Source organism: Streptomyces sp. NPDC058470 (assembly GCF_042721055.1).
In the GTDB taxonomy this organism is placed as follows: domain Bacteria; phylum Actinomycetota; class Actinomycetes; order Streptomycetales; family Streptomycetaceae; genus Streptomyces.
This window is the reverse complement of the sequence record NZ_JBHXMF010000034.1, coordinates 1-12830: the sequence shown is the minus strand read 5'-3', so window position 1 is coordinate 12830 and position 12830 is coordinate 1. Positions and strand designations below refer to the sequence as shown.

11 protein-coding genes and 2 pseudogenes are annotated in these 12830 nt (G+C 70.4%); 10 read left to right on the top strand and 3 right to left on the bottom strand.

Annotation, left to right across the window (positions count from 1 at the left end; translation table 11 throughout):
- Positions 1-172 precede the first annotated feature (172 nt).
- The 9 genes and pseudogenes from ACFWP7_RS24280 to ssuE form a co-directional block, all read left to right on the top strand.
- Entirely contained in the window at positions 173-1735 is a 1563-nt protein-coding gene (locus tag ACFWP7_RS24280) for an ABC transporter substrate-binding protein (protein ID WP_384384521.1), read from the top strand.
- 9 nt (positions 1736-1744) lie between these two features.
- A complete protein-coding gene (locus ACFWP7_RS24275) occupies positions 1745-2797 on the top strand; it encodes an ABC transporter permease (RefSeq protein ID WP_384384518.1) in 1053 nt (350 codons plus the stop codon).
- A gap of 2 nt (positions 2798-2799) precedes the next feature.
- Complete coding sequence (locus ACFWP7_RS24270) at positions 2800-3690, top strand: ABC transporter permease (RefSeq protein WP_384384515.1); 891 nt, start codon at positions 2800-2802, stop codon at positions 3688-3690.
- Positions 3687-4601 carry an ABC transporter ATP-binding protein gene (locus ACFWP7_RS24265; protein ID WP_384384512.1) on the top strand — a complete coding sequence of 305 codons (915 nt, stop codon included), beginning with the start codon at positions 3687-3689 and terminating at the stop codon, positions 4599-4601. The genes ACFWP7_RS24270 and ACFWP7_RS24265 overlap by 4 nt, the downstream gene beginning before the upstream one ends.
- Before the next feature lie 182 nt (positions 4602-4783).
- The gene (locus ACFWP7_RS24260) at positions 4784-5593 is read left to right on the top strand and encodes an ABC transporter ATP-binding protein (RefSeq protein ID WP_384384756.1); all 810 of its coding nucleotides are present in this window, start codon (positions 4784-4786) and stop codon (positions 5591-5593) included.
- Positions 5594-5615: 22 nt separating this feature from the next.
- Positions 5616-6956, top strand: a complete 1341-nt coding sequence (locus ACFWP7_RS24255; protein ID WP_384384509.1) for an LLM class flavin-dependent oxidoreductase — start codon at positions 5616-5618, stop codon at positions 6954-6956.
- A 158-nt stretch (positions 6957-7114) separates the two neighbouring features.
- Entirely contained in the window at positions 7115-8149 is a 1035-nt protein-coding gene (locus ACFWP7_RS24250) for an LLM class flavin-dependent oxidoreductase (protein ID WP_384384505.1), read from the top strand.
- Between the two features lies 1 nt (position 8150).
- Complete coding sequence (locus tag ACFWP7_RS24245) at positions 8151-8918, top strand: alpha/beta hydrolase (protein WP_384384502.1); 768 nt, start codon at positions 8151-8153, stop codon at positions 8916-8918.
- Between the two features lie 129 nt (positions 8919-9047).
- Positions 9048-9596 (top strand): annotated as a pseudogene (ssuE, locus tag ACFWP7_RS24240) (NADPH-dependent FMN reductase); the annotation flags it as partial.
- A gap of 170 nt (positions 9597-9766) precedes the next feature.
- Here the strand turns inward: ssuE and ACFWP7_RS24235 are convergent.
- A complete protein-coding gene (locus ACFWP7_RS24235; RefSeq protein WP_384384500.1) occupies positions 9767-10330 on the bottom strand; it encodes a TetR/AcrR family transcriptional regulator in 564 nt (187 codons plus the stop codon).
- A 94-nt stretch (positions 10331-10424) separates the two neighbouring features.
- On the opposite strand from ACFWP7_RS24235, the gene ACFWP7_RS24230 reads away from it, so the two are divergent.
- Positions 10425-11126 carry an SDR family oxidoreductase gene (locus ACFWP7_RS24230; RefSeq protein WP_384384497.1) on the top strand — a complete coding sequence of 234 codons (702 nt, stop codon included), beginning with the start codon at positions 10425-10427 and terminating at the stop codon, positions 11124-11126.
- 82 nt (positions 11127-11208) lie between these two features.
- On the opposite strand, the pseudogene ACFWP7_RS24225 reads toward ACFWP7_RS24230, so the two are convergent.
- Positions 11209-11502 (bottom strand): annotated as a pseudogene (locus ACFWP7_RS24225) (family 78 glycoside hydrolase catalytic domain); the annotation flags it as partial.
- Between the two features lie 255 nt (positions 11503-11757).
- Positions 11758-12330, bottom strand: a complete 573-nt coding sequence (locus ACFWP7_RS24220) for a hypothetical protein (RefSeq protein ID WP_384384494.1) — start codon at positions 12328-12330, stop codon at positions 11758-11760.
- Between the last annotated feature and the right edge of the window lie 500 nt (positions 12331-12830).

Sequence of the window (12830 nt, the reverse complement as noted above, 5' to 3'; positions counted from 1 at the left end):
GCGAACCTGCCGACGCCCCATGCCTTGAGCGTGGCATGCCCGACGTGTGCATCGAAGCCCCCGTCGTCATGCCCACCCAGGACCGAGTCGACGGCCGGTACGGGCAGGGCCGGACCTCGCGCCCCGATCCTGCCGTCCTGGCACGGGTTCGGGCCGTCAAAGAAAGAATGAGATGTCCGGACGACTCACGCTCCGCCGCCCAAGACTGGACCGCCGATCCGCCCGCCTGCGTCTCGCGGCCATCGGAACCGCCCTCGTCACCGTGCTCGTCCCCGCCCTCAGCGCGTGCGGCGGTGAGGCCTCCTCCGCGAACGGCAACGCCACCCTCAAGTGGACGTCCTCCTACTTCCCGGCCCACTGGGACCCGGTGGTCTCGGGCAGCGGCGCCCAGTTCCGTGAACTGGCCCTGGTCTACGCGTCGTTGACGCGCACGGACGAGAAGGGCAATGCCGTCCCGGACCTTGCCAAGAGCTGGGAGTACAACGACAAGGGCGACGAGATCACCTTCCACCTGCGCCCCGACCTGAAGTTCAGCGACGGGGAACCGGTCGACGCCACCGCCGTCAAGGCGGCCATCGAGCGGGCCAAGAAGCAGAAGAACTCCGCGCTCTTCGGTGACCTGACCTCGATCAAGTCGGTGGAGGCCAACGGACTGGACACCGTCATCCACCTCAGCCAGGTCGACTACCAGATACCGCAGCTGCTCGGTGAGCGCGTCCTGCAGATCGCCAGCCCCAAGGCGGCCAAGTCCCCGGAAAAGCTCGACCAAGCCCCGGTCGGCGCCGGTCCGTTCACCGTCACCCAGCTCGTGCCGGGTACCAAAGTCGTGCTGAAGAAGAACCCGGACTACTGGGACGCGAAGAACATCCACATCGACAACGTGGAACTCACCTCGGCCCCCGACGCCTCCACCGTCGTCTCCGGCCTGCAGACCGGCGTCTACGACTTCGCGGACATCGACCCCAGCCAGGCGGACGCCGCCAAGAAGGCCGGCCTGGACGTCTTCGTCCAGCCGGGCTTCAACGCCTCGAACATCAGCCTGAACATCAACAAGGCGCCGTTCACCAACGACAAGGTCGTCGACGCCGTCCGCCACGCGATCGACCGCCAGGAGTTCGTCGACAAGCTGACCTTCGGCTACGGAGAGACCACCGACCAGCCGTTCCCGAAGGGCTACGTGGCCTACGACCCGAAGTCGGAGAACACCTACCCGTACGACCCGGCGAAGTCGAAGGAACTCCTCGCCGAGGCGGGCTACAAGTCGGGCGACATCAAGCTCGACCTGGTCATCCCCGCGGAGGACCCGCAGGCCGAGATCGTCCAGTCGCAGTTGGCCAAGGTCGGCATCACGGTCAACATCAAGATCGACAAGAACTGGGCCACCCCGTTCTTCGCCAAAGACCTGACGTTCTCCCTCTACGGGACCACGGGCCGGGACTCCGCGGCGCAGACACTCACCGCCCACTTCGGCCCCAACGGGCCGCTCAACCTCAGCTCCCCGTACGAGCCGGACGGTTTCGAGGCGGCCATCGCCAAGGTCCGGCAGACCCCGCTGGACGCACCGGACTACGCGGACGTCCTGCGGGCGGCGACCCGGGCCGGCCTGGAGAGCAAGGCGCTGGTCTTCACGTACTCCCAGCCCAACCTGATCGCCAAGAGCAAGTCGATCTCCGGCCTGCCGAAGAACCCGGCCCACCTCGACTGGACCGGCGTGACCATCTCCGGCGCCAACTGACATCCACCCATGACAGAGAGGGGGCAACCCATGACGACAACCACCGCGGTACAGGCCACGCCTGTCCGCCGTCGCGGGGTCGCCATGACCAGGGCGCGGCACACGCTGGGCCGCGTCCTGGTCGCCCTCGCCCGGTCGATCGCGATCTTCGTGCCGGTCTTCCTGGTCGCGACGTTCGTGACGTTCGCGCTGCGGTCGCTGAGCGGGCTCAGCCCGGCGCGGATCCAGCTGGGCGAGGAGGCGACTCCCGAAGCAGTCGCACGAGTCGAGGCACAGTGGGGCCTCGACAAGCCCTTCCTGACCCAGTACTGGGACTGGTTCACCGGCATCCTGCACGGACAGCTCGGCACCAGCTGGACCAACGGCGCCGACATCTCCACGCTCATCGGCCTCGGCCTGGGCGTGAGCCTCTCCGTCGCGACGTTCGCGCTGATCATCGGCGTACTCGTCGGCTTCGTCCTCGGCACGGTGGCCGCGCTGAAGCGCACCACCGTCCTCGACCGCGCCATCACGGGATTCGTCACCGTGATCTCGGTGATGCCGGCCTTCGTCGTCGGCATCGTGCTGGTCGCCGTGTTCGCGGTCGGATTCCAGGTCTTCCCGGCCGCCGGGTACGTTCCGGCGGAGCAGGGAGTCGGACCGTGGCTCGCACACATCACCCTGCCCGCGATAGCCCTGAGCTTCGACGTCATCGCCGACGTCGCCCGCCAGTTGCGCAGCAGTCTCGTCGCTGCCTACCGCGAGAACTACGTGACAGGCGCGGTGGTACGGGGACTGAGTCCGCGCCGGATCTTCTTCGGCCATGTGCTGCGCAACGGCCTCGGGCCGGCGCTCGCCACACTCGGCCTGAAGTTCCCCTCGCTGGTCGGCGCATCCGTCGTGACGGAATGGATCTTCGGCCTGCAGGGCTTCGGCCGGTTCGCCAACGACTCCGCCCAAGCCGGGGACGTGCCCGCCGTACAGGGCGTGCTCGTGGTGTCGATCGTGCTGGTCGTCGCCTTCAACCTGATCGTCAACCTGGTGCTGGCACGCGTGACGCCGGCATCCCAACGAGGGGTGTGAACATGGTGCGCCGCGTCCTCGCGCTCACATCCGGACGGATCGCCGTCACCATCCTCGCCGTCATCGCACTGCTCGCGGTCCTCGGCCCCTGGCTCGCCCCGCAGAATCCCCTGGCCACCAGCGACCACACCCTCTCCGCCGCCTCGGGCGCCCACTGGCTGGGCACGGACTACCTCGGCCGTGACGTGTTCAGCCGCCTCCTGGACGGCTCCCGCGTCAGCGTGCTCGGCTCACTCGAAGTCGCGCTGATGGCACTGGTCGTCGGGGCGATCCCCGGCATTCTGTCGGTCTACCTCGGCCGGGTCTTCGAGTGGCTCACCCTGAGACTGGCCGACACCCTGGTCGCCCTGCCGTTCCTGCTGTTCGCGGTCGCCGTGATCGCCCTGCTCGGCAACGGCATCACCCAGGCCATGCTCGTCACAGGCGCCCTGGTCTCCCCGCTCTTCTACCGGGTGGCCCGCGCCGCCACACTGGCGGTCGCCCGCTCTCCGTACGTGGAGGCGGCGCTCATCTCCGGTGCGTCCATCGGCTGGGTCGTACGCCGCCACGTGTGGGCCAAGGTGCTCCCGCCGATCGCGGTCGCGCTCGCCCAGACCATCGGTGTCGGCTTCGTCATCGTCTCCAGCCTGACGTTCCTCGGTATCGGGGTCCAGCCCCCGGCGCCCACCTGGGGCGGGCTGCTCGCCTCCGACCTGGGCTACCTCAGCTACCAGCCGTGGGCGCCACTGGCACCGGCCCTGCTGATCATGGTCACCGTCTGGGCCAGCAACGTGCTCGCCGACGCGATTCGCGACGTCTCCGGCGAGGCGGGCCGGGCGTTGCTCAACACCCGCAAGGCGCGCGCCAACCGCCTCGACAAGGCCGATCCCGTCTCCGCCGGAGGTACCCGATGACGACGCTGTCCCAGAGCACCGCTCCGGAGGGGATCCAGAGCACCGCTCCAGAGCGGACCCGGCGCGCCGAGCCCTCTGAAACGGCCGACCCCACGGCGGCGCCGGTGCTCAGCCTGCGCGATGTCCGCATCAGCGACCCGGTGACCGACCGGGAGATCGTCCACGGGGTGAGCTTCGAACTCACGCCCGGCAGGACGGTCGGCATCGTCGGTGAGTCCGGCAGCGGCAAGACCCTCACCTGCCGCGCCGCGCTCGGCATCCTGCCCGCCCACTTCGAGATCTCCGGCGGCTCCGTCGAGATCACCGGCACCGACATCGCGACCCTGACACCCCGCCAGTGGACCGAGCTGCGGGGATCCACGATCAGCGCCGTCTTCCAGGACCCCGCCTCCTACCTCAACCCCTCCATCCGGGTCGGCGCCCAGATTGCCGAGGTCATCCGGGCCAAGCAGGGACTGAAGCGGCGCGCGGCACGTCACCGTGCTGTCGAACTCCTTCAGGCGGTGCAACTGCGTGACCCGGAGCTGGTCTACGGCCAGTACACCTACGAGCTCTCGGGAGGCATGCTCCAGCGTGTCCTGATCGCGGCGGCGATCGCCGCCGAACCGCGCATCCTCATCGCCGACGAGGCCACCACGGCACTCGACGTCACCGTCCAGGCGGAGATCCTCGACCTGCTCGCCGAACTGCGCGAGCGGACCGGACTGGCCCTCGTGGTCGTGTCCCACGACCTCGCCGTCGTCGCCCAGTTGTGCGACGAGGTCCTCGTGATGCGCGAGGGGCAGGTGGTGGAGCAGGGCCCGACGCGGGATGTGCTGCACGATCCGAAGGACGAGTACACCCGGCTCCTCATCGCCGAACACGACCAGTACGGCCTGGAAAAGTTCCTCGCAGCGGAGGAGGCGTCGTGACCACCGACCAGACGGAGGTGACAGTGGGCGGGGACGAGGAGACTCGGGGCGGACAGGGTGAGACTCCGGCCGGCCACGCGGCGACTCCGGCCGGCCACGCGGCGACCGCGGCCGGCCATGCGGCGACCGCGGCCGGCTACGCGGAGACCCCGGGCGGCCATGCGGAGACCTCAGGCCCAGTCCTGGACATCACCGGCCTCGAAGTGCACTACGGCCTCGGCCGCCGGCGCCGACGCGCCCTGCACGACGTCTCGTTGAGCGTCGAACCCGGCGAGACCGTCGGAGTCATCGGCGAGACGGGCTCGGGCAAGTCCACCCTCGCCCGCGCCGTTCTCGGCCTGGTGCCGACATCGGCCGGCTCGATCCGCGTCGGCGGCGAGGACGTGAGCGGGTACGGCCACCGCCAGTGGCGCGGCCTGCGCCGCCGCGGTGTGATCCAGTACGTCTTCCAGGACCCGCTGCGCAGCCTCGACCCCGACCTCACCATCGAGGACTCGCTGACCGAACCGCTGCTCGTCCAGGGCGTTCCGCGCCAGGAGGCGGCTGCCCGGGCCCGGTCGTTCCTCGACCGCGTCCGCCTCACCGCCGACCTCCTGGACCGGCTGCCCGGGGAACTCTCCGGCGGCCAGCGCCAGCGAGTCGCCGTGGCCCGGGCGCTGGTCACCGAACCGAAGCTGGTCATCCTCGACGAGCCGGTCAGCGCCCTGGACTCCGCCAACCGCGTCCAGGTCCTGGAGATCCTCAAGGAACTCCGTGCCGACGGCGTCGCCCTCGTCTTCATCTCCCACGACCTCGGCTCCATCGCCGGCACCGCCGACCGTATCGCCGTGCTCTACCAGGGCGAACTCGTCGAGGTCGGCGCCGCCCGTGACGTCATCACCCGCCCGCGGCACGTGTACACCCGGCTGCTCGTCAGCTCGGCGCCCACCCTGCGTACGAGCCCCGTCGGCCGTGCCGAGCGCGAAGCCCTGCGCGCCCTGCTGAACGCCTGAGCACCCACCGAGAGGAACCCCCATGTCCCGCACGATCCACCTCGCGCTGCACCCGTACGGAGTCGGCGGCCCCGGCCAGCACGGCCTCTGGAAGGACCCGCGCGTCGCGAAGAACGCCAGCGTCGACATCAACTACTACATCCAGCTGGCCCAGGCGGCCGAACACGCCCTCTTCGACGCCCTGTTCGTCGTCGACAGCCAGTTCATCAACTCCACCTACCCGGCGCACTACCTCAACCGGCTTGAGCCCCTCACCCTGCTGTCGGCGGTCGCCACCCACACGAAACACATCGGCCTGGTCGGCACGGCGAGTTCGACGTACAACTCGCCCTTCAACCTCGCCCGCCGGTTCGCCTCGCTCGACCACATCAGCGGTGGCCGGGCCGGCTGGAACGTCGTCACCAGCTTCGACACCGGCACGTCCAGGAACTTCGGGCTCGACGAACACCTCGACTACACCACCCGCTACGGCCGGGCCCTGGAGTTCGTCCAGGTCGCCCGCGGTCTGTGGGACTCCTACGAGGACGACGCCTTCCCGGCCGACGTGGAGCGCGGCATCTTCCTCGACCCGGAGAAGCTGCACGCGCTCGACCACGTGGGCGAGCACTTCAAGGTCGCCGGACCGCTCAACCTCTCCCGCTCGCCCCAGGGCCAGCCGGTGATCTTCCAGGCAGGCGTCTCCGAGGAGGGCCGCGACCTCGCCGCGCGGGTCGCCGAGGGCATCTACGCGCCGGGGGGCTCACTGGAGCAGGCGCAGGAGTACTACGCCGACATCAAGCGGCGCACCGCCGCGTACGGCCGCGACCCCGAGCACATCAAGATCTTCATCCACGGCAGCCCGGTGGTCGCCGCCACCGACGAGGCCGCCCAGCGCCGCGAGCGGGAGATCTTCGAGGAGGACAACGACTTCGCCCGCAACCTCGCCCTCCTGGGCCGCTCCTTCGGCGCCTACGACTTCAGCCGGCACGACCTGGATGCGCCCTTCCCGGACGTCGCCCACCTCGCCGAGAAGGGCGGACGGACCGGCGCCGCGAAGATCATCGAGCGGGCCCGCACCGAGAACCTGTCCCTGCGTCAGGTCGCCGACTCCCTCTCGGCGTTTCGCCGTTCACCGTTCGTCGGAGCACCGGAGACCGTCGCCGACAGCATCGAGCAGTGGTTCGACGCGGGCACCCTCGACGGCATCAACCTCGCCTTCCGCACCACCGAGGACCTCAACCTCTTCGTCGACGGAGTCGTGCCGCTCCTGCAGAAGCGCGGACTGTTCCGCACCGAGTACGCGTCCGACACCCTGCGCGGCAACCTCGGCCTGCCGATTCCCGCCAACCGCCACACGCGCGAGCCCCAGCTCGTGAACGACTGAGGGCCGAGCCATGAGCGACGGTGCCTCATGAGCTTGTCACCGCAGTCCGCGATCTGAAGCTTGTCACCGCAGTCCGCAATCCGACGGACCGTCGATCACAGGTGACACGAGACGTTCCGGCGGCCGCCGCGGCCCGACCTCTGAAAGGCGACCCCACCATGACGACCGAGACGCCGCGCTTCAGGCTCGGCTTCCTCACCCACGTCCAGGGCCGCGGCAACGACCTGGCCCGGACCTACCGCAACGCCCAGGAACTGTTCGTCGTCGCCGACGAACTCGGCTTCGACGTCGGCTGGGTCGCGCAGCACCACGTCTCCCTGGGCGGTGGCGGGCTGTCCTCGCCGTGGACCTTCCTCGCCCACGCGGCAGCGAGGACCAGCCGGATCCGGCTCGGCACCGCCATCACGATCCCTCCGCTGGAGGACCCGGTCCGCCTCGCCGAGGACGTCTCCGCCGTCGACACGCTCAGCGGGGGCCGCGTCGAGATCGGGGTGGGCAGCGGCTCCAGCAGCCTGGAGTACGCCGCGTTCGGCAAGGACGTGGCGCGCAAGCGCGAGCTGACCAGTGAGAACCTCGGCGTGCTGCGGCAGGCCCTGGCCAATGAGGAAGTCGGTGCACCCGGCTTTCGTATCCAGCCGCCGGCCGACGACTTCACCGACCGGATCTGGCAGGGCGTCTTCAGTGAGGAGGGGTCGACCTACACCGCGGCGGGTGGCTCGAACCTTCTGCTCAACCGTGCGGCGTACGGATTCGACGCCCCGACCGACGAGGTGCAGCGGCCCTGGGCGGACGCGTTCCTCGCCGCCTGGGACCAACCGCGGCGCCCCCGGATCGGGTTGTCCCGCTTCGTGTTCCCGGCGAAGGACCGGCGCACGGCGCTCCAGCAGATCGGCGACGACGTCCATCGGGCGGCGCTGCGCATGGCGGACAGCGGGGCCTTCCCCAAGGGCCTCGACGCGAACGAGGCGCTGCGTCGCTTCCACTCGTTCTACGGCGCGCCCGACGAGATCGTCGCCGAGCTCCGGCAGGAAAAGGTCCTGCCCGTCGCGACCGACCTGATCACCCAGTTCAACCCCGCCGTCCCCGACCACGACGCCGCGGTCCGAGCCCTTGAACTCATCGCGACCGAGGTGGCACCCGCCCTGGGCTGGAAGCCCGCGCGCGATCCCGAGCCCGACCCCGCAGGAGTATGAGATGACCGAGTACACCGACCACTACGGCCCCGAGGGCCTCCGTACGCGCGGCACCGTCGTGATGGTGCCCGGCAGAGGGGAGACCCGGGCGATCTACGGCCGGTTCGGCAGGCGGCTCGCCGCCGACGCCTACCGCGTCCGCGTCATCGACGCACCGGACATCGACGCTGACGACCTGACCAGCTCACTGAGGCGGCTCGGCGCACTGCTCGCCGAGGCCGTTGAGGGCGCCGCGGCCGAGGACGGAGTCGTACGCCCCGTAGTGCTGGTGGGATCCGACACGGGCGCCGCCGCCGTATCCGCACTCCTGAGCCGTACGGAGTCCTCTGCGGCATGGTGGCCGGAAGCTGTCGTCCTCGCGGGCCTTCCGGGCCACACTGCCACCGCCGTCGGCACCTGGGACGACGAACTCGACGTACGTACTTCCTGCCCCGCCCATCGAGGCACGCTCACCGACGACTCCCAGGTCCGGCGCGGCTCCCTCAACGATGCCGTGCCGACCGCACTGCTCACGGCGGCGTACGACAGCGAAGTCGACATCCCCGCGCTGATCCTCGTCGGCGACGCCGACCCGCTGGCGGACCACGACGCACTCACCCGCACGGCCAAGTCGCTGAAGCGTGCCCGCCTGTCGGCTGTCCGCGGCGCCCACCACGACGTCCTGAACGACCTTCAGCACCGCTCGGTGGCGGCCGAGACCGTCACCTTTCTGGAGACCCTGCGCAACGAACTGGTGCCGGTGATCGCGGTGGAATCCAGCGCCTGGTGAGAGCCGCTGTCCGTCCGGCATCCAGGCAGCGGCAGCACCTCGCCGACGTACGCCGAAGTACACCGACGGAGAAACGTCCCGCCCAGCCGGTCCCGGTCCCTCTGAACCCCGAACCCGGAAGGTCCTCTCATGGCCGCCATCCTGTCCGTCTCCGGAAGCCCCTCCGCCACCTCTCGCACCGCACGGCTCGTGCGCCACCTGGACGACCGGCTCCGGCGCCAGGGCCACGAGGTGACCCCGTTGGACGTGCGCACCCTGCCCGCCGAGGCGCTGCTCGGCGCCGATTTCGGGCATCCCGCGATCATCGAGGCCACGGCACTGTTCGCGCAGGCGGACGGGGTGGTGATCGGTACCCCCGTCTACAAGGCCGCCTACTCGGGGCTCCTGAAGTCGCTGCTCGACCTGCTCCCGCAGTACGCGCTGACCGGCAAGACGGTGCTGCCGCTGGCCACCGGTGGCAGCACGGCCCACGTCCTGGCCATCGACTACGCGCTGCGTCCGGTGTTGAGCTCGATGGGGGCCGCGCACATCGTTCCGGGCTGGTTCACGCTCGACAAGGACATCACCGTGGGCGACGGCGGCACGCTGACCGTCGCGCCGGCCGCCGCCGAGGCGCTCGCCCAGGTGACGGACCAGTTCTCCGCGGCACTCGGCGGCCGGCCGGCCGTCCCGGCGTCCGTATCGGGCCGGGCCGGCGTTCCTCACCCCGCAGTCAGTGCCTCAAGGGGAGGCAGGCAGGCCGCCCGCACCGCGGGGTAGCAGGCGGCGAGCGCGCCGATCACGAGGGCTTCGCCCCCGCTTCGCCGATGCCTGCCGGCACCGGGAGATCGGTGCTGGGTGGGTTCGTTCTACTTGACCCCCGCGGCGTCCAGCAGCGCCGCCGCCGTTACCGTGCCGATGCCGGCGAGTGCCTGGGCCTGTACGACGGCCCGGGCACTCGTGCCGTCGAAGACGATCGTGAGCTGCACGGCCAGGGTCTCCGGATCCGCTGCCTCGGCGGCGACGAGCTGGGTCCGGAAGAACTCGGTCAGGTGCTGCTTGAGATGGCGCGCGACCACACTGCCCGGGTGCTCGGGGTCCTTGAGCTCCACCGCCGCACTCACGAAGGGGCAGCCGAGGAAGTTGCCCTCCGCTGCCATCCGGTCCTGCCGCTCGAAGACGGTCAGGATGCGCTCACGCGGTGGGCGGTCGTCGTCCGTGGGAGGGAGCAGGGCGGCCTGGTAGGCCGGGCCGAGGCCGGCGAGGCTCTCCGCGATCACCTCGTCCTTGGACCGGAACGACTGGTACATCGACTTCTTCGACACCCCGGCGGCCTTGCACAGAGCGTCCACGCCCACGCCCATGCCGTCGCGGTAGAAGAGTTCGCCCGCTGCTTCGAGCAGCCGCTCGCGGGGTGTCGCCGACGTTGTCATGTCATGGAGGGTACCGGCTCGGCTTGCGCGTGGAAACCGATCGGTTTACGGTCTGGGGAAACAGAACGGTTTCCCCCTCTCTCCGGAGTCGAAAATGACCACTCTCGAAGGCGCCGTCGTACTCGTCACCGGCGGCAACCGCGGCATCGGCAAGGCGATCGTGGACGATCTGCTCATCCGTGGCGTCAAGAAGGTGTACGCCACCGCGCGTACCCCTCGGCCGAGCGCCGACCCCCGCGTCGTACCGCTGGCCCTGGAGGTCACCGACCAGGCCTCGATCGACGCACTGGTGGCCGCCGCGCCCGACGTCACCGTGCTGATCAACAACGCCGGCGGAAGCTCACCGGACACCTACCTGGACGCGCCGATCGAGGACATCCGGAACGTCTTCGAGACCAACTTCTTCGGCCCGCTGAACCTGACCCGGGCCTTCGTCCCGGTGATCGAGCGCAACGGCGGCGGCCACATCCTCAACGCGCACTCGGCGCTCTCCTGGGTCGCCTGGCACGGCGCGTACTCCGCGACCAAGGCCGCGTTCTGGCTGCAGACCAACGCCATCCGTATCGAGCTCCTTGACCGCGGCATCGGCGTGACGGGCCTGCACATGGGCTACGTCGACACCGACATGACCGCGGCGGTGACCCAGCCCAAGTCGAAGCCCGCCGACATCGCCAAGGAGGCGCTGGACGGGATCGAGAAGGGCGCGTTCGAGGTACTCGCCGACGAGACGTCCCGTCAGGTGAAGGCCGCCATCTCCGGTGATCTCACCAACCTCTACCCGCAGCTCACGGCCTGACGCCGCGCTGTGCCGGCTGCCCGCGGTCCACGCACCGCGGGCAGTCGGCCTACGCGCTAGGTGTATTGACCCGCGGGGTTGTTGACACGGCTGTCGCCGAAGGTCTGCCGGGGAACCCGGTCACTTCGAGATGGCGAAAACCGTGGAAGGTGAAGCGTGGCTCGTACGTCTCCTCGCCGCCGCCCTTGAGCGTGTACGTGCCTGTCGCTGCGGCGCTGCGCGGATTCACGGTGGCGGGGCTGCCGTCCGGGTGTAGCACTTCGGCGCGTCTCAGACGTACGGTCGTTCCCGCGTTGCCCGAGGCCCGCGGCCGACCCGACCCCACCATGTTCTGGCCCAGATCGGGGACGAAGACACCTGGTTCACCCTCGGGAACCAGATCCACGCGCTGCCCTCCGGAGAGGGCGCGTCCGTGCGGGCCGGGCGAGCGGAGACCCATTCCGCGGACCACTGTCCCGACGCGCGGGAGACGACGCGGACCCGATAGGCGCTCTGGCGCACCCCGTCCCGCCCGAAACCAACGGCCGGCTCAGCCGCCGGTGTTGAGCGTCGAGGCCCAAGGTGCGCTGAACGTACTCGACGGTCGGCACGGTGACGCGCAGGGCTCCGCGTTGCGCCTGCGCCCGGGGGTTCAGGGGGCGAACGCCTCGGTCAGGCGCACGGTGAAGCCGTCCTCCTCCATCAGGATGACGGTCACGCCGAAGGGGGAGGGGTGGTCCAGGTCCAGCGGGGTGAAGGAGAAGTCGACCGCGGCCCGGACCGGCGGCACCAGCTCACCGCCCGGCTCTGGCTCAGGAGCCGGAAGCCACTGCGGCTCGACGGGGGCCGAGCCGTCGGGGGAGTGGGCCGAGGGCTGCTCGGCGTAGGGGAACCGGTGGAGGGTATGGCCGTCCTTCGTGGCGTGCACCATGTTCAGGCACGGCGCCGGGCCGACGACCGGCAGCTTGCAGGCGGCGGCGACATCGCCGGCCTCCCAGGCCAGGACGACTTCGTCGGCGCCGGCCGCCGCGGCGATGTTCGAGAGCTGGGCAATGCCGGTGAGCGCGTCGTCGCCGGTCTTGATGGGGCGCACCCAGATCAGGCCGACCAGTTCGCCGCGCACCAGGGGCATGATGACCGGGCGGGGCACGTCGCCCTCGCCCAGACCCGCGGTGTACGCGTTCTTCATCGAAGCGACCAGTGCGTCCCACACCTGCGTGTCCACGAACTCTCCCTCACCAACGGCACGTTCACGAGCATGCTGACCCTGCCACGGCAGCCTCGCCGCCGCCAGTCGCGGTGACCCTCCCGGGGGCTTGACCACAGTCGGCCGCCGTCGCCCCCCCCCCGGATCGACCCGCGGGTGACTCCGTCAGGGCTTTCCCCATCGGCCTTCGAACGGGGGCTCGCTCCGCGTGGCCGTCCAAGTCCGCGACGGCCGAGGAAGCGATTCGCCGTCGAGCGCGACGCTGGGCTTCGGCTTTGGGCTCCGGCTCGGGCTCGGGCTCCGGCCCCGGCTCCGGCTCGGGCTCCGGCTCCGGCTCCGGGCTCGGGCTCGGGCTCCGGCTCCGGCTCGGGCCCCGGCTCCGGCTCCGGCTCCGGGCTCGGGCCCCGGCCCCGGGCTCGGGCCCCGGCCCCGGCTCCGGCTCCGGCCCCGGCTCCTGCCCCGGCCTCGGGCTCCGGCGTCGGGCCTCGGGCTCGGGTCTCGGGCCCCGGCCTTGGGCC